15 protein-coding genes are annotated in these 20,391 nt (G+C 71.6%); 4 read left to right on the top strand and 11 right to left on the bottom strand.

Going from position 1 to position 20,391, the window contains the following annotated elements:
• Nucleotides 1-49 precede the first annotated feature (49 nt).
• The 3 genes from OG624_RS32785 to OG624_RS32775 form a co-directional block, all read right to left on the bottom strand.
• Complete coding sequence (locus tag OG624_RS32785) at nt 50-2,491, bottom strand: Tex family protein (RefSeq protein WP_371640138.1); 2,442 nt, start codon at nt 2,489-2,491, stop codon at nt 50-52.
• Between the two features lie 84 nt (nt 2,492-2,575).
• Nucleotides 2,576-3,439, bottom strand: a complete 864-nt coding sequence (locus OG624_RS32780) for an SCO6745 family protein (protein WP_033219978.1) — start codon at nt 3,437-3,439, stop codon at nt 2,576-2,578.
• A 71-nt stretch (nt 3,440-3,510) separates the two neighbouring features.
• Complete coding sequence (locus tag OG624_RS32775; protein WP_033219980.1) at nt 3,511-4,026, bottom strand: DUF4760 domain-containing protein; 516 nt, start codon at nt 4,024-4,026, stop codon at nt 3,511-3,513.
• Nucleotides 4,027-4,437: 411 nt separating this feature from the next.
• Between OG624_RS32775 and OG624_RS32770 the strand changes: the two genes are divergently transcribed.
• Complete coding sequence (locus tag OG624_RS32770) at nt 4,438-5,985, top strand: M1 family metallopeptidase (protein ID WP_352165200.1); 1,548 nt, start codon at nt 4,438-4,440, stop codon at nt 5,983-5,985.
• 57 nt (nt 5,986-6,042) lie between these two features.
• On the opposite strand, the gene OG624_RS32765 is transcribed toward OG624_RS32770, so the two are convergent.
• Entirely contained in the window at nt 6,043-6,939 is an 897-nt protein-coding gene (locus OG624_RS32765; protein ID WP_033219984.1) for an oxygenase MpaB family protein, read from the bottom strand.
• A gap of 130 nt (nt 6,940-7,069) precedes the next feature.
• Between OG624_RS32765 and sph the strand changes: the two genes are divergently transcribed.
• Nucleotides 7,070-8,059 carry a sphingomyelin phosphodiesterase gene (gene sph, locus OG624_RS32760; RefSeq protein ID WP_371640137.1) on the top strand — a complete coding sequence of 330 codons (990 nt, stop codon included), beginning with the start codon at nt 7,070-7,072 and terminating at the stop codon, nt 8,057-8,059.
• A gap of 76 nt (nt 8,060-8,135) precedes the next feature.
• On the opposite strand, the gene OG624_RS32755 is transcribed toward sph, so the two are convergent.
• Entirely contained in the window at nt 8,136-9,872 is a 1,737-nt protein-coding gene (locus tag OG624_RS32755) for a BCCT family transporter (protein WP_051763225.1), read from the bottom strand.
• Between the two features lie 136 nt (nt 9,873-10,008).
• A complete protein-coding gene (locus OG624_RS32750) occupies nt 10,009-11,886 on the bottom strand; it encodes an AMP-dependent synthetase/ligase (protein WP_371640136.1) in 1,878 nt (625 codons plus the stop codon).
• A gap of 85 nt (nt 11,887-11,971) precedes the next feature.
• Between OG624_RS32750 and OG624_RS32745 the strand changes: the two genes are divergently transcribed.
• Together OG624_RS32745 and OG624_RS32740 are read left to right on the top strand one after the other, a co-directional pair.
• On the top strand, nt 11,972-12,703 hold the full coding sequence (locus OG624_RS32745; protein ID WP_033219986.1) for a MerR family transcriptional regulator: 732 nt from the start codon (nt 11,972-11,974) through the stop codon (nt 12,701-12,703).
• A gap of 76 nt (nt 12,704-12,779) precedes the next feature.
• On the top strand, nt 12,780-13,448 hold the full coding sequence (locus tag OG624_RS32740) for a maltokinase N-terminal cap-like domain-containing protein (protein WP_033219988.1): 669 nt from the start codon (nt 12,780-12,782) through the stop codon (nt 13,446-13,448).
• Between the two features lie 54 nt (nt 13,449-13,502).
• On the opposite strand, the gene OG624_RS32735 is transcribed toward OG624_RS32740, so the two are convergent.
• Genes OG624_RS32735 through OG624_RS32715 form a run of 5 tightly spaced genes read right to left on the bottom strand, consistent with a single transcriptional unit; the run spans nt 13,503 to nt 20,323 of the window.
• Complete coding sequence (locus OG624_RS32735; protein ID WP_033219994.1) at nt 13,503-15,674, bottom strand: 3-hydroxyacyl-CoA dehydrogenase NAD-binding domain-containing protein; 2,172 nt, start codon at nt 15,672-15,674, stop codon at nt 13,503-13,505.
• A gap of 51 nt (nt 15,675-15,725) precedes the next feature.
• Nucleotides 15,726-16,940: an acetyl-CoA C-acetyltransferase gene (locus OG624_RS32730; protein WP_033219996.1), complete on the bottom strand. Its 1,215-nt coding sequence runs from the start codon at nt 16,938-16,940 to the stop codon at nt 15,726-15,728.
• 48 nt (nt 16,941-16,988) lie between these two features.
• The gene (locus OG624_RS32725; protein ID WP_033219998.1) at nt 16,989-18,131 is read right to left on the bottom strand and encodes an acyl-CoA dehydrogenase family protein; all 1,143 of its coding nucleotides are present in this window, start codon (nt 18,129-18,131) and stop codon (nt 16,989-16,991) included.
• A 9-nt stretch (nt 18,132-18,140) separates the two neighbouring features.
• The gene (locus OG624_RS32720) at nt 18,141-19,166 is read right to left on the bottom strand and encodes an LLM class F420-dependent oxidoreductase (RefSeq protein WP_033220000.1); all 1,026 of its coding nucleotides are present in this window, start codon (nt 19,164-19,166) and stop codon (nt 18,141-18,143) included.
• Complete coding sequence (locus OG624_RS32715; RefSeq protein WP_051763227.1) at nt 19,166-20,323, bottom strand: CaiB/BaiF CoA transferase family protein; 1,158 nt, start codon at nt 20,321-20,323, stop codon at nt 19,166-19,168. The genes OG624_RS32720 and OG624_RS32715 overlap by 1 nt, the downstream gene beginning before the upstream one ends.
• Between the last annotated feature and the right edge of the window lie 68 nt (nt 20,324-20,391).

The following is a 20,391-nucleotide window of genomic DNA, read 5'->3' as shown; positions in this document are numbered from 1 at the left end:
TACGCGGGCCCGCGCCTGTCGGGTGGCCGCAAGACACCCTTGACGGGGGCTACTTCTTGCGGCGCTCCTCGGGTGCGGTGAGGCCCGCGCGACGCAGGGCGTCCGCCATCGCGCTGTTGGCGGGGGCGGGGGCGTTGCCGCCGCCCTGCCGACGGCCCTGACCGCCCTGGCCGCGCTCGCCCTGGCCCTGGTTCCGGCCGCCCTCGCGGTTACCGGACCCGCCGCGCTGCTGCGGCGGCCGGCCACCGCCGCCACCGCCGCCTCGTCGGTCCTCGCGCTGCCGGGGCGCGCCCGCGCCGCGCTCCGCTCCGGCCTCGTCCTCAAGGCGCAGGGTCAGCGAGATCCGCTTGCGGGGGATGTCCACGTCCATGATCTTGACCCGGACGATGTCGCCCGGCTTGACCACGTCCCGGGGGTCCTTGACGAAGTTCTTCGACAGCGCCGAGACGTGCGCGAGCCCGTCCTGGTGGACGCCGATGTCGATGAAGGCACCGAAAGCGGCCACGTTGGTGACGACGCCCTCCAGGATCATCCCGGGGGCCAGGTCGCCGATCTTCTCGACGCCCTCCTTGAAGGTCGCCGTCTTGAAGGCCGGGCGCGGGTCTCGGCCCGGCTTCTCCAGCTCGCGCAGGATGTCCGTGACGGTGGGCAGACCGAAGGCCTCGGTGACGAACTGCTCCGGCCGCAGCGAGCGCAGCACACCGGAGTTGCCGATCAGGGCCGCCACCTCGCTGCCCGCGGTCTTGGCCATGCCCCGGACCACCGGATAGGCCTCGGGGTGCACGCTGGAGAAGTCCAGCGGGTCGTCCCCGCCGCGGATCCGCAGGAAGCCCGCGCACTGCTCGTACGCCTTCGGGCCGAGCCGGGCCACGTCCTTGAGGCCCTTGCGGCTGCGGAAGGGGCCGTTGGCGTCGCGGTGGGCCACGATGTTCTCGGCGAGACCGCCGCTGATGCCCGACACCCGCGAGAGCAGCGGCGCGGAGGCGGTGTTGACGTCCACGCCGACGCCGTTCACACAGTCCTCGACGACCGCGTCGAGCGAGCGCGAGAGCTTCACCTCGGACAGGTCGTGCTGGTACTGGCCGACACCGATCGACTTCGGGTCGATCTTGACGAGTTCGGCGAGCGGGTCCTGCAGGCGGCGGGCGATGGAGACGGCGCCGCGCAGCGACACGTCCATGTCCGGCAGTTCCTGCGAGGCGAAGGCGGAGGCCGAGTACACGGAGGCGCCCGCCTCCGAGACCATCACCTTGGTGAGCTTCAGCTCCGGGTGGCGCGTGATGAGGTCCCCGGCCAGCTTGTCGGTCTCGCGGGAGGCCGTGCCGTTGCCGATGGCGACCAGCTCGACGGCGTGTTCCTTCGCCAGGCGGGCGAGCTTGGCGAGGGACTCGTCCCACTTGTTCGCGGGGACGTGCGGATAGATCACGTCCGTGGCCACGACCTTGCCGGTCGCGTCCACGACGGCGACCTTCACACCGGTACGGAAGCCAGGGTCGAGGCCGAGGGTCGCCCGGGTGCCGGCGGGGGCCGCGAGCAGCAGGTCGCGCAGGTTCGAGGCGAAGACCCGTACGGCCTCGTCCTCGGCGGCCTGGCGCAGCCGCGTCCGCAGGTCGATGCCGAGGTGCACCTGGATCTTCGTACGCCAGGCCCAGCGGACCGTGTCGGCCAGCCACTTGTCGCCGGGACGGTCGCGGTCGGCGACACCGAAGCGGCGCGCGATCATGCCCTCGTAGGTGGACGGGCCGGGCGTCGCTGTGTCTTCGCGGTCCTCCGGCTCCAGGACGAGGTCGAGGACGTCCTCCTTCTCGCCGCGCAGCATGGCGAGGACGCGGTGCGAGGGCAGCGCGGTGAACGGCTCGGCGAAGTCGAAGTAGTCGGCGAACTTGGCGCCCGCCTCCTCCTTGCCCTCACGGACCTTCGCCGCGAGCCGGCCGCGGCCCCACATGCGCTCGCGCAGCTCGCCGATCAGGTCGGCGTCCTCGCCGAACCGCTCGGTGAGGATGGCCCGGGCACCCTCCAGGGCGGCCGCCGGGTCGGCGACGCCCTTGTCGGCGTCGACGAACGCGGCCGCGGCGGCGACCGGCTCGACGGACGGGTCGGCCAGCAGGCCTTCGGCGAGCGGCTCCAGACCGGCCTCGCGGGCGATCTGCGCCTTGGTGCGCCGCTTGGGCTTGAAGGGCAGGTAGATGTCCTCCAGCCGGGCCTTGGTGTCGGCCGCGGCGATCCGCGCCGCCAGTTCGTCGGTGAGCTTGCCCTGCTCCCGTACGGAATCCAGGACCGCCGCGCGGCGGTCCTCCAGCTCCCGCAGGTACCTCAGCCGCTCCTCGAGGGTGCGCAGCTGGGCGTCGTCGAGCATCTCGGTCGCTTCCTTGCGGTAGCGCGCGATGAACGGCACGGTGGAGCCGCCGTCGAGCAGCTCGACGGCGGCCTTGACCTGCCGCTCCCGTACGCCGAGCTCCTCGGCGATCCTGCCTTCGATGGACGTCGTCACGATCGGGTCCCGCCTGCCTTCGTTTGCACTGGAAGGCTGCCAATTGTGGCAGGTGGCGGTCCCTGACGGGCGGAGCCCTGCCCGTCAGGCCCTGCCCATGAGGTCCCGCGGGAAGGCCCCGGCGGTCACGGCCTTGAGGACGAGGGCGCCGCCGAGCTCGGTGAGGCGGGCCAGGCCGTCCGCGCCGAGGTGCTCGTAGGGCGCGGCGTCGAGGCGGTCGGTGTCGCTCTCCAGTCGCTCGCGCAGGGCCGTGCCCTCCTCGGTCAGCTCGCCGGCGGCGTCGAGGACTCCGCGCTCGCGCAGCCTGCCGGCTGCGGCGTCGAGGTCGTCCTGCGTCCAGCCCCGCATGGCCTTGAGCCACTTCGGGGTCATGCCCTTGCCGGTGGCGGTGTGGCTGACCAGGGCCTCCACCGGGTCCAGGCCCGCGAGGAGCAGGGCGGCGAGGTGGCCGTCGCCGCGGTGCTCGCGCAGCAGGGTGGTGGCGTGCCACAGCCGCAGGTGCGGCTCCGCGGGTACGGGGAGGTCGGCGTGGGCCGCGTACAGGGTGCGGGCGTGCCGGGTGCAGCGCTCGGTGGCCCGCATCGCCAGGTCGGCCGCCTCGGCCACCTCGGGGGACTTCACGGTCTCGGCGCCGAGCAGCCGGGTCAGGGCGGCGTCGGCGGCGCGCAGCCGGGCGGCGAGGGCCTGCTCGGGGGTGACGGTGTCCCAGACGGCGGGCAGGTGCCGGGCGACGAGGTCGTGCCGGTAGTTGTAGAAGGTGGCGGTGACCGCACCGGCCCCGACGGCGCCCATCGCGGCGGAGCGGTGCGCCAGGTTGACGGCGACCGGATCGGTTATCCCGAGGCCGGCGAACTCTTCGGCGATCTCCGGCGAGAAGTAGACGGTGGAGTGCAGCGGATTGACGGCGGCGTGCCAACAGCGTCGCGCGGCGCGCGGGTGAAGGGTCATGCGCGGCACGGTACCGACTATCCGGTACGCCGGACAGGGCTGCCCGCGGGGGCCGTCGGGCAGGGTGCGCGTCAGCGACCGATCAGCCGCCAGGACCGGCTCTCCGCGCGCGCCCGCTCGGGGGGCACCTCCCGGACGAGGTGGTAGAGGTTCTCGAAATACTCCTGCCACCGATTGGGGTCCGGCAGGGAGTTCCGTGCGCGCCGGGCCCGTTCCACCGCCACCAGCGGCTCCATCTTCTCCCACACGGTGACCACCGATCCGCCCAGGTATCCGGAGACGGGCTCGATCTCCACCACGCCGTGCGTCACGAGAGCGCCGAGGTTGTCGTAGTACCAAGCCAGTTCGCGGACGAGCTCCTGCCCTTCGGCGGGAAGGCCCGCCAGCCCCAGCGACAGGTCGCAGCCGGGCAGTTCCTCGTACACGAAGCTGCGCGCCCGTGCCAGCCGTACGCTGCGGTGCTCTCTGAACAGGTCCACCACCACGGGCAGCGTGTTGGCATGCTCCGTGAGGCGCAGCTGTCGCCACGACACCGCGCCCGATATGCCGAGCGCCACCAACGACACCACCAACGCCGCGATCTCCATCGCGTCCCCCTCCGGCCGATCCCCACGATCCCCGTTCCCCGCGCGGGGTCGCCCCACACCGCCGGCCGGGCTCCGGGGTGATCGGGCGTTCACAGGGGCGGGTGGGTGGCAAGGGGGCGTCGTGGCGATCCGGACGTTCCCGTGGGCGGGGTCGGGCGGGCGGTGGCGGGTTCGGGAAGGGGGCTCCGGGCGGTCGGTGCGCAGGCCGGGGCGGGTGTGCCGGGGTGGGCGGTACCCCCGCGGTCGGTCGCGGCACCGTCCCGCGCGCGGACGCGTGACGGCCGAATGGCGATCGTGTGACAGCAGGGGCCATGGACATGACCTGAGCGGTCAAGGGTGAATACGGTCGAGCGACAAGGCCTTGGACCACTCTGTGAACCGATCTGTCTCCCCTACCACTTGGAGCCATTCGTGCACCGCAAAGTCATCGCCCCGAGCGTGCTCGCCGCTTCCCTCCTGCTGGTGATCCCGGCGTCGGCGGCGGGTTCGGGTTCGGGCGCCCCGGGTATCGGCGATCCCTACTACCCGGCCAGCGGCAACGGCGGATACGACGTGTCGCACTACGACCTGCGCCTGCAGTACCAGCCGAAGACGGACCTGTTGGAGGGCACGGCCACCCTGTTGGCCACCGCCAAGCAGGACCTGTCCCGCTTCAACCTGGACTTCGGCCTCCAGGTCAGCGAGATCCGGGTCAACGGGGTCAAGGCGAAGTTCGCCACGTCCGGCTCCCACGAGCTGGAGGTCACCCCGGCGAAGCCGCTGGCGCGCAACACCCCGCTGTCCGTCGTCGTCAAGTACGCCGGGAAGCCCTCCGAGTTCAAGGTGGACGGCTGGACCGCGTGGCAGCGTACGCCCGACGGCGGGGTCGCGGCGCAGGAGCCCGACTCGGCGGTCTGGTGGTTCCCGAGCAACGACCACCCGCTGGACAAGGCCACCTTCGACGTCTCGATCAACGTGCCCGACGGCACCCAGGCCATCAGCAACGGCGTGCTGCAGTCCCAGACCTCGCGGCTCGGCTGGACCCGGTACAACTGGCGTTCCAACAAGCCGCAGGCCACCTACCTGGCCACCCTGGCCGTCGGCAAGTTCGACATCACCACCGACAAGACGGCGAGCGGGCTGCCGATCCTCAACGCGTACAGCAAGGACCTCGGCGACAACGCGGGCGCGGCGCGCGCGAGCGTGGAGCGGACCGGCGAGGTCGCCGAGTGGCTGGAGGGGGTCTTCGGGCCGTATCCCTTCAACGCGCTGGGTGGCTACGTGCCGAACGTGACCGCCGGCTTCGCCCTGGAGACCCAGACGCGACCGTTCTACGGCCCCGGACAGTTCCGTAACGGCGCCAACGTCTCGGTGGTCGTGCACGAGCTGGCGCACCAGTGGTACGGCGACAGCGTGTCCGTCGAGGGCTGGAAGGACATCTGGATCAACGAGGGCTTCGCCCGCTACAGCCAGTGGCTGTGGTCGGAGAAGGAGGGCGAGGGCACGGCGCAGGAGCTGGCCGACTGGGCCTACGCCCTGCGCCCGGCCGAGGACGCGTTCTGGCAGGTCAAGCCGGGTGACCCGGGTCCGGAGAACCAGTTCCACGGGGCCGTCTACGACCGTGGGGCCATCGCCCTGCAGGCCCTGCGCAACGAGATCGGCGACGAGAAGTTCTTCGAGATCCTCAAGGGTTGGCCGACCGAGCGGGCCTACGGCAACGCCAAGGTCGGGGACTTCGTCCGGTACGCCGAGAAGGTCTCGAAGAAGCCGCTCGCGCAGCTCTTCGAGACCTGGCTGTACACCCCGGGCAAGCCCGAGGCCTCGGCCCTCAACCCGTCGGCGGCCAAGCCGTCGGCCCGCTCGTCGCAGCAGTCCGCCGCGGCGAAGCCCACCGCGGAGCCGAAGTCCTGGAAGAAGATCGCGGAGACGAACACGATCCACGACACCGAGCACGGCTCCGGGCCCGGCCACCGGCACTGAGTCCGTACCGCACGCGGCCCCCGCATCCGGCGGGGGCCGCGTGCGCACCGGGGGCCGTCAGCGGCGGCCCGCATGCCACGCGGCCCGCGCCCGGTAGGCGATCGGCAGGTACCGCAGCCGCTCGGGCAGCAGCGGTACGAGGAGCCGTACGGCCGTGCTGAACCGCCGGAGCGTGCGCTCCTGGGCCGGGCTCCACTCCAGCCCGATCGCGGCGCGGGCCTCGGGCGGCATGTAGCCGACGGTGACGAAGGCCCGTAGGCGCAGGAAGGCGGCCCGCAGCACCGGCCAGGTCAGCCTCAGCAGCAGGCGCACGGCGGGCGAGCCGGCCTCCGGTCGGGGCAGCTTCACCTCGGTGGAGATCAGCTCGCGGGCGACCGCGGTGGACTCGATCTCCTCGGCCAGCATCCGGCCCCAGTACGTCCAGTACTCCTCGATGCTCTGCGGCATGTCCCGATCGCGCAGGCCGAGGATGCGCCCCACCTGGAGCCACTCCTGGTAGAGCTGCCGCTCCTGGGCGGGGGTGAAGCGGCGCAGCAGGTAGCGCCCGGCGTAGAGGTAGACTGGGAAGCCGGTGGCGTGGACCCAGGCGTAGCAGGCGGGGTCCAGGGAGTGGTAGCGGCGGCCGCGGGTGTCGGTGCCCTGGATGTCCTTGTGCAGGCGGCGCACCCGGCGGCCTTCCTCGGCGGCCTCCTCCCCGCCGTACACCCACAGCTGGACCGAGCGCAGGGAGCGCTCGCCGCGGCCCCAGGGGTCGGTGCGGAAGACGGAGTACTGGTCGACGCCGGCCGCGATGGCGGGGTGGGCGACCTGCATGGTGAAGGCGGCGGGCAGCATCAGCAGGGCCCGGACGTCACCGGCGATGGTCCACAGCACCCCGCCGGGCGGCGGCGGCTCGGGGTCGGTGCGGCGCGCGGCCGCAGGTCCGGCGGGGTGTACGGGGTCCGTCTTCGTCATATGACAAGTATGCGAGCACCGGACGGCCGTCCTACGGACAGAAAGTCTCTGCACGGGTGTTACCCAGAGGTAACTGCTGCTGCTTGTATGACGGCGTCGATCTTCCCCCGCAGGAATGATGGAGACCTCCATGCTGCTTTCCTCGCCCCGCTCGCGCCGCGCCGCCGCCACGGCCGTCGCCGCGGTCGCCGCAGGCGCGCTGGCCGCCACCACCGCGCCCGCCGCCTCGGCGGCGGAGACCGCCTCCGCGCCGCGGCTCAGCGTCCTGTCGTACAACGTGTTCCTGATGAGCAAGAACCTGTACCCGAACTGGGGCCAGGACCACCGGGCCGCCGAGATCCCCAGGACCTCCTTCTACCAGGGCCACGACGTGGTCGTGCTCCAGGAGGCCTTCGACAACAGCTCCTCGGACGCGCTGAAGGCGAACTCCGCCGCGCAGTACCCGTACCAGACCCCGGTCGTCGGCCGCAGCAAGAGCGGCTGGGACGCCACGGGCGGCGCGTACTCCGCCACCACCCCGGAGGACGGCGGGGTCACGATCCTCAGCAAGTGGCCGATCCTGCGCAAGGAGCAGGTCGTCTACAAGGACGCCTGCGGCGCCGACTGGTGGTCCAACAAGGGCTTCGCCTACGTCGTGCTGAACGTGAACGGCACCAAGGTGCACGTGGTCGGTACGCACGCGCAGTCCACCGACCCGGGCTGCGGCGCGGGCGAGGCCGCGGAGATGCGCGCCCGTCAGTTCCGCGCCGTGGACGCCTTCCTGGACGGGAAGAACATCCCGGCGAACGAGCAGGTCATCGTGGCGGGCGACCTGAACGTCGACTCGCGCACCCCGGAGTACGCGAGCCTGCTGGCGAACGCCGACCTGGCGGACGCCGACAGCCGTACGGGGCACCCGTACTCCTTCGACACCGCGCTGAACTCCATAGCGAAGTACCGCTACCCGACCGACCCGCGCGAGGACTTGGACTACGTCCTCTACCGCAAGGGCAACGCCCGCCCGGCGGGCTGGGAGAACAACGTGGTCAAGGAGCAGTCGGCGCCCTGGACGGTCTCCAGCTGGGGCACCTCCTACACGTACACCAACCTCTCGGACCACTACCCGCTGATCGGACGCTGAGCATCGCCGTCGGGTCGGGTCGGTACGGCCCGACCCGACGGCCCCGCCCGACAGCCCCGCCCGACAGCCCCGCCCGTCAGGGACGGCCGTCTGGTCGCGGGGACGCCGAGGGCGGCCGGGCCGCGTCCGTGCCCGTCGTGCCCGTGTCCGCCTCCGGGTCGCCGGAGGGGCCGATGCGGATCTCGAACTCGCCGCCGTACTCCTCGTGGCCCGCGGCGACGGCCACGGCCACGGCTTCCTCGCCCTGTTCGCCCTGGATGATGAGCGGGTCCCGGCGCAGGTCGCGCATGAGTGCCACGCACATACCGATCATGACCACGGTGAACGGCGCCGCCACGAGGATCGTCAGGTTCTGCAGTCCGGCGAGCGCGTCGCCCTCGCCGTTGCCGATGAGCAGCATGACGGCCGCGACGGCGCCGGTGACCACGCCCCAGAAGACGACCACCGGCCGGGACGGTTCGAGGACACCCTTCTGGGAGAGCGTCCCCATCACGATGGAGGCGGCGTCCGCGCCGGAGACGAAGAAGATCGCGACGAGGACCATCACCAGCAGGCTCATGACGGTGGCCGCGGGGAACTGCTGGAGCAGCCCGAAGAGTTGTCCCTCCGGCGTGCTCTCCTTGGGGAGGTCGCCGCTCTCCTGGAGTTTCATGGCCGTGCCGCCGAAGACGCAGAACCACACCAGGCTGACCGTGCTCGGTACGAGGATGACGCCGCCGATGAACTGCCGGATGGTGCGGCCGCGGCTGATCCGGGCGATGAACATGCCGACGAACGGGGTCCAGGAGATCCACCAGGCCCAGTAGAAGACCGTCCAGCTGCCCAGCCACTCGGCGACCTCGCCGGCGCCGGTGGCCTCGGTACGGCCGATGAGCTGGGGGAGGTCGCCGAGGTAGGCGCCCAGGGAGGTGGGCAGCAGGTCGAGCACGATGATGGTCGGCCCGGCGATGAACACGAAGACGACCAGCAGCAGGGCGAGCACCATGTTGATGTTCGACAGCCACTGGATGCCCCGCTCCACGCCGGAGACCGCGGAGGCGACGAAGGCAACGGTCAGGACGGCGATGATGCCCACGAGCAGCGCGGTGCCGACCGAGTCCATCCACCCCAGCTCCTGGAATCCGCTGCCGATCTGGAGAGCCCCGAGGCCCAGCGAGGCGGCGGAGCCGAAGAGGGTCGCGAAGATCGCCACGATGTCGATGACCCGGCCGGCGCCCCCGTGGGCGTGCCGGGCGCCGATCAGCGGCTCGAACACGGCGCTGATCGTCTGGCGGCGGTCGCGTCGGAAGGTGCTGTACGCGATGGCGAGCCCGACGACCGCGTAGATGGCCCACGGATGGAGCGTCCAGTGGAACAGGGTGGTGGCCATCGCCGTCTGCATCCGCTCGGCGGAGTCGACCGGATGCGTGCCGGGCGGGGGCGTGCCGTAGTGCGCCAGGGGTTCGCTGACGCCGTAGAACATGAGCCCGATGCCCATGCCGGCGCTGAACATCATGGCGACCCAGGAGACGGTGCGGAACTCCGGGACCTCGTCCTCGTGGCCGAGGCGGATCCGGCCGTAGCGGCTGATCGCCAGCCAGAGGGCGAACACGACGAAGCCGCTGGCGGCGAGCATGAAGGCCCAGCCGCCGTTGTGGATGAGCCCTTCGAGCAGGCTGCTCGACACGCTCTCCAGCGAGTCCGTCGCCACGGCGCCCCAGAGGACGAAGGCGAGGGTCAGGCCCGCGGTGACCCCGAAGACCACCTTGTCCGTGCGGGAAGGCTGATCGGCCGGCAACGAAGCCCCCTTCCCCGAAGGGCTGGAACCACACATCGTGACAGAGCATCACGCATTTCACATTTAAGCCCATATCGACCGATGAGGGTCGCAGGGCGGCCGCGCGGCGGTTCCCGTTCCGCGGCGCCGGTGCGATGGGCACGATCCCGCCCACCGCACCGGTCCGTCCGGGCTACGCGGACGCGGACGGCTCCTCGGACGGCTCCCCGTAGGGCTCTTCGTACGGGTCGTCGTACAGGCCGTCGATCAGCGCGCCGTACTTGTCACGCACCACCCGGCGGCGGAGCTTGAGCGAAGGCGTGAGTTCCCCGGTCTCGGGGCCCCACTCCTGCGTCAGCAGCCGGTACCGCTTGATCTGCTCGGTCCGGTTGAGCCGGGCGTTGGCCGCCTCCACCGCGCGGGCGATCTCCGCCCGGACGGCGGGGTGCGCGGCGAGCTCGGCCGGGGAGGCCGCCTCGATGCCGCGGGCGGCGGCCCAGACCGGCGCCAGCTCCGGGTCCAGGACCAGCAGCGCGACCAGGTAGGAGCGGCCGTCCCCGTGCACCAGGGCCTGGCCGATCAACGGGTGCTCCTTGACCGTGTTCTCCACCAGGGCGGGCGAGACGTTCTTGCCGTTCGAGGTGATGATCAGTTCCTTCTTGCGGTCGGTCAGCCAGAGGTAGCCGTCCTCGTCGAGGCGGCCGATGTCCCCCGTCGGGAACCAGCCCTCGGTGTCCGCGGCGCTCTCCACCGATCCGTCCGGCCGCAGATAGCCGCCGAAGACGGTCGCCCCCCGGGTGAGGATCTCCCCGTCCTCGGCCAGCCTCAGCTCCAGCCCCTCGATCGGACGGCCCACCGAGCCGAGGCGGAAGCCGTCCGGGCTGTTGACCGTGCACACGCCCGAGGTCTCGGTCAGCCCCCAGGCGTCCATGATGGTGATGCCCCAGCCGGCCCAGAAGCGGACCACGTCGATCGGCATCGGCGCGGTGGCGCTGGCCGTCCACATCAGCCGGTCCATGCCCGCCAGCCCCAGCAGCGGGTCCAGCACCTGCTCCTTGGCCCGGGCGTACGAGGCTTCGAGCGCGGCCGGCACCTCCTCGCCGCGCTCCCGGTGGGCGGCCCGGGCGCGGCCCAGGTCGTTCGCGGCCTCGATGGCCGCGCGCTGCGCCTCGGGGAGCTGGGCGAGAACCGCGCGGACCGAGGCGGCGAGCTTCTCCCACACCCGGGGCACGCCGAAGAACTGCACCGGGTGCAGCTCCCGGACCGCCCCCGACACGGCGGCGGGGTCCGCGCACAGCCGTACGTGGGAGGCCCGGAGCAGGGGCAGGTAGATGCCGAGGACCCGCTCTGCTATGTGCGCGAAGGGCAGGTAGCAGATGTGCTCGGCGTGCTCGGGCAGGTCCACGTGCCGGTCGAGGCGGATCGCCTGGAGCATGAGGTTGTGGTGGGTCAGCCGTACGCCCTTCGGGTCCCCGGTGGTCCCTGAGGTGTAGACGACCGTCAGCGGGTCCTCGGGGCGGGTCTCCCGCCAGGCCTTCTCGAAGGCGTCGGCGCGGTGCAGCCGGGCCCCGCCGGAGTACACGGAGCCGTAGGTGGAGTGGCTGCCGGCCTCGGCGGCCTCGGCCACGACGAGCCGCTCCAGGGGCACGTTCGGGTCGGTCAGCAGCGGTTCCCACCGCAGGAGTTCGCGGGCGCCCTCGACGACGGCGATCCGGGCCCGGCTGTGCCGGGCGATGTGGGCGATCTGCTCGGGCGCGGAGGTCCCGTACACGGTGACGGGCACGGCGCCGAGGTGGACGAGGGCGAGGTCGCTGAGCCAGTGCTCGGGGCGGTTGCCCATCATCATCAGCACGTGTTCGCCGCGCTCGACGCCGAGGGCGGCGTATCCGCAGGCGAGGACGGCGACCTTGCGGCGCACCTCGCCCCAGGTGAGGGTCGTCCACTCGGCGGCGTCGGGGCCGGCCCGCCAGGAGAGGGCGGGGAGCTCCCCGTACTCGGCGGCGTTGCGGGCCAGCAGGGCCGGCAGGGTGATCTCTTCGGGTCGTCCGGGCAGTCGCAGGTTCGTGGTCATGGGCAGCTCCTGGCCGTTTCACATCGTTGGTGCGACAGCAATACTGTTGAACCCAAGCTGTGGAGCAGAGAGCGAGGCGCAGACGATGGCCGACCAGGCACCCGAGCCGATGCTCACCGTCGACGAGCTGGCGGCCCGGGCGGGCGTCACCGTGCGCACCGTTCGTTTCTACAGCACCCGCGGGCTTTTGCCCCCTCCCGTGATCGGCCCTCGTCGGGTGGGGCACTACGGGCCGGAACACCTGTCGCGGCTGGCGCTGATCGAGGAGCTGCAGCACCAGGGCATGACCCTGTCCGCCATCGAGCGCTATCTGGACGCGCTGCCGGACGACCTGAGCGCCCACGACCTGGCGATCCACCGTGCGATGGTGGCCAGTTGGGCTCCGGACGCGGCTCAGGAGGTGTCGCGGGAGGAGCTGGAGAAGCGGGCGGGGCGGAGCCTGTCGGACACCGATGTCCGGCGGCTGACGGCGATGAACGTGCTCGCCGCCGCGGGGGACGGTTTCCGGGTGGACGTGGGGCTGCTGAGGCTCGGGGTCGCGCTGCTCGACGTACCGATCGCCCACGAGACGATCCTGGCGGCGCGCGGAGTGCTGATCGAGCACACCCGGTCGGCGGCGCACGAGCTGACGGCGCTGTTCCGGGACGAGGTGTGGGGGCCGTTCACGCAGGGCGAGAGCGATCCGGAGCGGGTGGAATCGATGAAGGCGCTGTCGGCGCACATGCAGCCGATGGTGGTCCAGGCGCTGGTGACGGCCTTCCAGCGGTCGCTACGGGAGGAACTACGGGCGGCGTTCGCCTCGGAACCGGAGGCATGACCGGCGACACGACCGGCGAGGGACGGCGGGCCGGACGGCAGGCGGGCACCCCCGCCGTCCGGGTAGGTTGCCGATCATGGCAGTCATCCATCGCACGACCATGTCGCCCGGCAAGCTCGAACTCCTCGCCGGCTGGCTGCCCTTGCGCCCCTGGTACCGGGGTGGCTCGGGTGGTCCTCAGCTCTCCAAGGCCGGTGGTTTCCGGCTCGACGACCCCGAGGGCGAGGTGGGCATCGAGTTCATGGTGGTCACCGACGCCGTCGGGGACGATCCGGTGACCTACCTGGTCCCGCTGACCTACCGCGGCGCTCCGCTCAAGGGCGCCGAGGACGGCCTGATCGGCACGTCCGAGCATGGTGTGCTGGGCCGTCGCTGGATCTACGACGGGGCCCACGACCCCGTCCTGGTCGAGCAGTTGCTGGCTCTGCTGGCGGGCCGGACGACGGCCCAGGACCAGAACGTGGACGACACCCCCGACCCGACGGTCGAGGTCCCTGCCGAGGGGGCCGGGGTGCCGGCGGGCCTGACCGGCCCCGGGACCGTGACGGACACCGCCGAGGCGAGCCTCGTCACCGTGGGCCCGATGATGGAGGAGGGCCCCGTGTCGACCATGACCGTGTGCCGGGTACTGCGTCCCGCTCCCGCCGGTGACGGCGCGGGACGACGGGTACTGGCCGGCTGGTCCGCCCCGGACGGGACCCGGCGGCACGGTCTGTTCGCCCACCTGGCCGTGTCCGAGGACTGACCGGAGGAACACCTCGGGCCCGCCCCCAGGGGCGGGCCCGAGGCCGTCACCGGATCAGTCGGCGTAGGTCTCGCCGCGCTCGGCCTTCGCGACCAGCGAGGCCGGCGGGGTGAAGCGCTCGCCGTAGGTGTCGGCGAGGTCGCGGGCCCGGGCCACGAAGCCGGGCAGGCCGCCCTCGTAGCCGTTGATGTACTGGATCACGCCGCCCGTCCAGGCCGGGAAGCCGATGCCCATGATGGAGCCGATGTTGGCGTCGGCGATCGAGGTGAGGACGCCCTCGTCGAGGCAGCGGACGGTGTCCAGGGCCTCGGCGAAGAGCATCCGCTCCTTCATGTCCTCGAACGGGATCTCGTACCCGGGCTTGGCGAAGTGCTCGCGCAGGCCCGGCCAGATGCGGGCGCGCTTGCCGGCTTCGTCGTACTCGTAGAAGCCCGCCCCACCGCTGCGGCCGGGACGCTCGAACTCGTCCACCATGCGGTCGATGACCGCGTCGGCGGGGTGTTCGGTCCACGCCTTGCCCTCGGCTTCGAAGGCCTTTCGGCTCTCGTTGCGGATCTTGCGCGGCAGGGTGAGGGTGAGCTCGTCCATCAGGGAGAGCACCTTGGCCGGGTAACCGGCCTGGGCGGCGGCCTGTTCGATCGACGCGGGCTCGGCCCCCTCGCCGACCATCGCCACGCCCTCGTTGATGAACTGGCCGATGACGCGCGAGGTGAAGAAGCCGCGCGAGTCGTTGACCACGATCGGCGTCTTGTTGATCTGGCGGACCAGGTCGAAGGCGCGGGCGATGGCCTCGTCGCCGGTCCGCTCCCCCTTGATGATCTCCACGAGCGGCATCTTGTCGACGGGCGAGAAGAAGTGCAGCCCGATGAAGTCGACCGGCCGCGCGACACCTTCCGCGAGGCCCGTGATGGGCAGCGTGGAGGTGTTCGAGCACAGCAGCGCGTCCGGCTCGATGACGTCCTGGATCTCCTGGAACACCTTGTGCTTGAGGGAGGTGTCCTCGAAGACGGCCTCGATGACGGCGTCGCAGCCCGCGAGGTCGGCCACGTCGGCGGTCGGGGTGATCCGGGCGAGCAGCTCGGCGCGCCCCGCCTCGGTGGTCCGGCCCCGGGAGAGCGCCTTGTCGAGCAGCTTCTCGGAGTACGCCTTGCCCTTGGCGGCGGCCTCGGCGGTGACGTCCTTCAGCACCACCTCGATGCCCGCACGGGCGCAGGAGTAGGCGATGCCCGCGCCCATCATCCCGGCGCCGAGGACGGCGACCTTGCGGACCTTGCGGGGCTCCACGCCCTGCGGGCGGCTGCGGCCCGCGTTGACGGCCTGGAGGTCGAAGAAGAACGCCTGGATCATGTTCTTGGCGGTCTGGCCGGTGACCAGCTCGGTGAAGTAGCGGGCCTCGATGGTCAGCGCGGTCTCGAAGTCCACCTGGGAGCCCTCGACGGCGCAGGCCAGGATGTTGCGCGGCGCCGGGTACGGGGCCCCGTTCAGCTGCTTCTTCAGGTTGGCCGGGAAGGCCGGGAGGTTGGCGGCGAACCGCGGGTTGGACGGCGTACCGCCCGGGATCTTGTAGCCGGGTACGTCCCAGGGCTGCTTCGACTCGGGGTGCGCGTCGATGAAGGCGCGGGCCTTGGTCAGCATCTCCTCGGGGGTGGCGGCCAGTTCGTGCACGAGGCCGCTGTCCAGGGCGCGCTGCGGGGTGTACTGGGTGCCCTGGAGCAGCACCTTGAGCAGCGCGTCGGCGATGCCCATCAGGCGCACGGTACGGGTGACACCGCCACCGGCGGGGAGGAGGCCCAGGGTGACCTCGGGCAGGCCGATCTTGGAGCCGGGCGCGTCGAGGGCGACGCGGTGGTGACAGGCGAGGGCGATCTCGTAGCCGCCGCCGAGGGCCGCGCCGTTGATGGCGGCGACGACGGGCTTGCCGAGGGTCTCGATCCGGCGCAGGGAGCGCTTGATCTCGGTGCCGGTGTCGAAGGCGATCTGCGCGTGCTCGGGGCGCAGTCGGATCATGTCCTTGAGGTCGCCGCCCGCGAAGAAGGTCTTCTTGGCGGAGGTGAAGACGATGCCGCGGATGGAGTCCTTCTCGGCCTCGGCGCGGTCGGCGACGGCCGCGATGGAGTCCTTGAAGGCCTGGTTCATCGTGTTGGCGGACTGGTCGGGGTCGTCGAGGATCAGGGTGACGACGCCGGTCTCGTCCTGTTCCCAGCGGATCGTGGTGGACTCGCTCATGGTCACTGCTTTCGTTTCGGAAGGTCCGGTGGGCAGGGGGAACAGGACGGATCAGAGGCGTTCGACGATGGTGGCGACGCCCATGCCGCCGCCGACGCAGAGGGTGACGAGGCCGTAGCGCTTGTCCTGGCGCTCCAGCTCGTCGACGATCGTGCCGAGGATCATCGCGCCGGTGGCGCCGAGGGGGTGGCCGAGCGCGATGGCGCCGCCGTTGACGTTGACCTTGTCGAGGGACAGGCCCATGTCCTTGACGAAGCGCAGGACGACGCCCGCGAAGGCCTCGTTGATCTCGACGAGGTCGATGTCGTCGATGGTCAGGCCGGCCTTGGCGAGGGCCTTGCGGGTGGCGGGGGCGGGGCCGGTGAGCATGATGGTGGGCTCGGAGCCGGAGACGGCCGCCGAGACGATCCGGGCGCGCGGGGTCAGCCCGCCCCGCTCTCCGGCCTCGCGGGAGCCGATGGCGACGAGGGAGGCGCCGTCGACGATGCCGGAGGAGTTGCCGGCGTGGTGGACGTGGTCGATCTTCTCGACCCAGTGGTACTTCTGCAGCGCGACCGCGTCGAAGCCGCCGAGCTCGCCGATGTCGGCGAAGGAGGGCTTCAGCTTGGCGAGGGTGTCGGCGGTGGTGCCGGGGCGGACGAACTCGTCGTGGTCCAGGACGATCAGACCGTTGCGGTCGGTGACCGGGACCACGGACTTCGCGAAGCGGCCGTCCTTGATGGCGGCGGCGGCACGCTCCTGGGAGAGGGCCGCGTACTCGTCGACGTCGCGCCGGGAGAAGCCCTCGATGGTGGCGATCAGGTCGGCGCCGATGCCCTGCGGGACGAAGCCGGTGTCCCAGTTGGTCATCGGGTCGGCGAACCAGGCGCCGCCGTCGGAGGCCATCGGGACGCGGGACATGGACTCCACGCCGCCCGCGAGGACCAGGTCCTCCCAGCCGGAGCGGACCTTCGCGGCGGCCAGGTTGACGGCCTCCAGGCCGGAGGCGCAGAAGCGGTTCTCCTGTACACCGGCGACGGTGTCCGGGAGGCCGGCAGCGATGGCCGCGATCCGGGCGATGTCGGAACCCTGGTCGCCGACCGGGCCGACGACGCCGAGCACGATGTCGTCGATGGTGCCGGGGTCGAGGCCCGGGTTGCGCTCGCGCAGGGCGTCGATGAGTCCGACGACCAGGTCGATCGGCTTGGTGCCGTGCAGGGCGCCATTGGCCTTGCCGCGGCCGCGCGGGGTACGGATCGCGTCGTATACGTAAGCTTCGGTGCTCACTGGTCAAGCCTTTCGGAGGTGTCCAGGGGGGAGGAAGGAAGAGGGAGGTCAGCCGAGCAGGGAACGGCCGATGATCTCCTTCATGATCTCGGTCGTGCCGCCGTAGATGGTCTGGATACGACCGTCGATGAAGGCTCGGGCGACCCGGTATTCGCTCATGTAGCCGTAGCCGCCGTGGAGTTGCAGGCAGCGGTCGGCGACGCGCTTCTGCAGTTCGGTGGCCCACCACTTGGCCATCGAGGCGTGCACATGGTCCAGTTCGCCGTTGGAGTGGTCGGTGATGCAGCGGTCGAGGAAGGTCCGGGTGACGGCGACCTCGGTGGCCATCTCCGCTATCTCGAACCGGATGTGCTGCAGCTTGGCCAGCGGACGGCCGAAGGCCTCGCGCTCCTTCACGTACTGGGTGGTGATCTCCAGCAGGTGTTCGGCGGCGGCGATGCCGGCCATCGCGATGCCCATCCGCTCCTGCGCGAGATTGGTCATCAGGTGGACGAAGGCGCCGTTCAGCTCGCCGAGCAGGTTCTCCTTCGGGACGCGTACGTCGTCGAAGAACAGCTCGGCGGTGTCCTGGGACTTCTGGCCGATCTTGTCGAGGTTGCGGCCGCGCTCGAAGCCCTCCGCACCACGCTCGACGACCAGCAGCGACAGTCCGTGCGCCCCGCCCTCGGGGGTGGTCTTGGCGACCACGATCACCAGGTCGGCGAGGATCCCGTTGGAGATGAAGGTCTTGGAGCCGTTCAGCACCCAGTGGTCGCCGTGGTCCTCGGCGGTGGTCCGGATCCCCTGGAGGTCGGAGCCCGCGCCCGGCTCGGTCATCGCGATGGCGGTGATGGTCTCGCCGGAGCAGAAGCCGGGCAGCCAGCGGCGCTTCTGCTCCTCGGTGGCGAGCGAGGTCAGGTAGGGCCCGATGATGTCGTTGTGCAGGCCGATGGCCAGCCCCGGGGCCCCCGCGCGGGTGAATTCCTCGGCGATCACGGCGGCGTAGCGGAAGTCGGTGTTCCCGCCGCCGCCGTACTCCTCGGGGACGGCAAGGCCCAGCAGCCCCTGGCGGCCCGCGGCCCGCCAGGCCTCGCGGCTGACGATGCCGTCCTTCTCCCATTGTTCGTAGTGCGGCAGCACCTCCTTGCTGAGGAAGGTGCGTACGGTCTCGCGGAACGCCTCGTGGTCGGCGTCGAAGATGCGGCGTTGCATCGGGGCCCCCTAGAGCCAGCTCTTGACGGTTTCGATCAGCTTGGCCGGGTCGGGGCCGACCGGTGTGACGTTGAGCATGGTGACGCCCGCCTCGCGGAAGGCCTCGACGCGCTCGCGTACGTACCCCTCGGGCCCGCACAGCGTCATCAGCTCGCAGAACTCGTCCGGGACGGCGGCGGCTGCGTCGCGCTTGCGTCCGGCGAGGTACAGCTCCTGGATCCGCCGGGCCTCTTCCTCGTACCCGTAGGCGACGGCCAGGTCGTTGTAGAAGTTCTTGCCGACCGCGCCCATCCCGCCGACGTACAGGGCGATCTGCGGGCGCGCGAGGTCCCGTGCGGCGGCCGCGTCGTCGCCGATGGCGAGCAGGCCGCCCGCGACGGTCTGCAGCGGGCCGAGCTCCGGCGAGCGCTTGGCGGCGCCCTCGGCGAGCGGGCCGCCCCACACCGCGGCGGCCTTCTCCGGGATGAAGAGCGTGGGCAGCCAGCCGTCCGCGATCTCGGCGGTCATCCGGACGTTGGCCGGGCCGAGCGAGGCGATGTAGACGGGGATCGCGGGGCGCACCGGGCGGGTGAGGATCTTCAGCGGCTTGCCGTGCCGGCCGCCCTTCTCGGGCGGCAGCGGCATGTCGGTGATGCCGTGGTGGTCGATCGTCTCGCGGCGCCAGATGCGCCGGCACAGCTCGACCGTCTCCCGGGTCCGGCCGAGCGGCTTGTCGTACGGCATCCCGTGCCAGCCCTCGACGACCTGCGGGCCGGAGGCACCCAGACCCAGCAGCGCCCGGCCGCCGGAGAGCGCGTCCAGGCCGGCGGCGGTCTGGGCGATGAGGCCGGGGGTGCGCGAGTAGACGTTGAGGATGGCCGAGCCGATCTTCAGCCGCTCGGTGCGGGCGGCGAGGTAGCCCATGATCGTCGGGGAGTCGAAGCCCCAGGCCTCGGCCACCCATACGGCGTCGAGCCCGGCCGACTCCAGCGCGGCGGCCTGGTCGGCGGCCCGGCGCGGGTCCCCGGCGTAGTCGAGCATCATGGACAGTTCCATCAGTTCTCCTCCTCCTGCGCGAGCAGGGCCGGTACGTCCCAGTCGGCCGCGACCGACTCCGTGTGCGCGCCCGGCTGCGCCGGTCCTGTGGTGAGGGCACCCGGGGTCGTCGAGAAGCGCGGCGCGGGCGCGGGCTGGACGATCCCGCCGAGGTCGGTGAAGGTCCCGCGGGCGGCGAGGTGCGGATGCTCCGGGGCCTCGCGCAGCGAGAGCACGGGCGCCACGCAGGCGTCGCTGCCCTCGAACACGGCCGTCCACTGCGCGCGCGTACGGGTCCTGAAGCGTGCGGCGACGACCTCCCGCAGCTCGCCCCAGCGGGCGAGGTCCTTGCGGGCCGGGGCCTGGTCCTCGATGCCGAGGAGCTCCACGAAGGTGTCGTAGAACTGCTGCTCCAGCGCGCCGACCGCCATGTACCCGCCGTCGGAGGTCTCGTAGGTGCCGTAGAAGGGACAGCCACCGTCGAGGAGGTTGGCGCCGCGGCGGTCCTGCCAGCCGCCCGCCGCCATCATTCCGTGGATCATGGCGGTGAGGTGGGCGGTGCCGTCGACGATCGCCGCGTCGACGACCTGGCCGGTGCCGGTGGCGCGGGCGTGGTGCAGGGCGGCGAGGACCCCGATGACCAGGTAGAGCGAGCCGCCCGCGTAGTCCCCGACCAGGTTGGCGGGGACGGCCGGCGGCTCCCCCGGCTTCCCGATCATGCCGAGTGCGCCGGTGACGGCGATGTACGCGATGTCGTGCCCGGCGGTCTCGGCGAGCGGGCCGTCCTGGCCCCAGCCGGTCATCCGGCCGTAGACGAGCTTCGGATTGCGGGCGTGGCACTCGGCCGGTCCGACCCCGAGGCGCTCGGCGACCCCCGGCCGGAACCCTTCGAGGAGCACGTCGGCCCGCTCGACCAGGTCGAGGACCCGGGCGGGTCCGTCGGCGGACTTGAGGTCGAGGAGGACGGACCGCTTGCCGCGGTTGGTGATGTCGTAGGCCGGATCGACCGCGAGCCCGCCACCACCGGGCCGGTCCACCCGTACGACGTCGGCGCCCAGGTCGGCGAGGAGCATGGCGGCGAACGGTCCGGGGCCGATGCCCGCCAGTTCGACGACGCGCACCCCGGCGAGCGGGCCGGGCCCGCTCGCGTCCCGGTTCCCGTTCCCTGTCACTGCCATCGGGCCCCCAGCGGCTCTGGTGTGCATGGTGTGCGTGGTGTGCGGCTATGTGACACAACTGATGTAAC

Origin of the sequence: Streptomyces virginiae (genome assembly GCF_041432505.1) — a bacterium.
Classification (GTDB): domain Bacteria; phylum Actinomycetota; class Actinomycetes; order Streptomycetales; family Streptomycetaceae; genus Streptomyces; species Streptomyces virginiae_A.
The sequence above is the reverse complement of the archived record's forward strand: the minus strand, read 5'-3'. Positions and strand labels throughout refer to the sequence as shown.

What these genes read in the sequence shown, in the direction of transcription:
- OG624_RS32755 (WP_051763225.1), bottom strand. Translation starts at nt 9,872, where the DNA reads ATGTGTGGTTCCAGCCCTTCGGGGAAGGGGGCTTCGTTGCCGGCCGAT.
- OG624_RS32740 (WP_033219988.1), top strand. Translation starts at nt 12,780, where the DNA reads ATGGCAGTCATCCATCGCACGACCATGTCGCCCGGCAAGCTCGAACTC.
- OG624_RS32735 (WP_033219994.1), bottom strand. Translation starts at nt 15,674, where the DNA reads ATGAGCGAGTCCACCACGATCCGCTGGGAACAGGACGAGACCGGCGTC.
- OG624_RS32745 (WP_033219986.1), top strand. Translation starts at nt 11,972, where the DNA reads ATGGCCGACCAGGCACCCGAGCCGATGCTCACCGTCGACGAGCTGGCG.
- OG624_RS32720 (WP_033220000.1), bottom strand. Translation starts at nt 19,166, where the DNA reads ATGGAACTGTCCATGATGCTCGACTACGCCGGGGACCCGCGCCGGGCC.
- OG624_RS32775 (WP_033219980.1), bottom strand. Translation starts at nt 4,026, where the DNA reads ATGGAGATCGCGGCGTTGGTGGTGTCGTTGGTGGCGCTCGGCATATCG.
- OG624_RS32765 (WP_033219984.1), bottom strand. Translation starts at nt 6,939, where the DNA reads ATGACGAAGACGGACCCCGTACACCCCGCCGGACCTGCGGCCGCGCGC.
- OG624_RS32715 (WP_051763227.1), bottom strand. Translation starts at nt 20,323, where the DNA reads ATGGCAGTGACAGGGAACGGGAACCGGGACGCGAGCGGGCCCGGCCCG.
- OG624_RS32725 (WP_033219998.1), bottom strand. Translation starts at nt 18,131, where the DNA reads ATGCAACGCCGCATCTTCGACGCCGACCACGAGGCGTTCCGCGAGACC.
- OG624_RS32750 (WP_371640136.1), bottom strand. Translation starts at nt 11,886, where the DNA reads ATGACCACGAACCTGCGACTGCCCGGACGACCCGAAGAGATCACCCTG.
- sph (WP_371640137.1), top strand. Translation starts at nt 7,070, where the DNA reads ATGCTGCTTTCCTCGCCCCGCTCGCGCCGCGCCGCCGCCACGGCCGTC.
- OG624_RS32780 (WP_033219978.1), bottom strand. Translation starts at nt 3,439, where the DNA reads ATGACCCTTCACCCGCGCGCCGCGCGACGCTGTTGGCACGCCGCCGTC.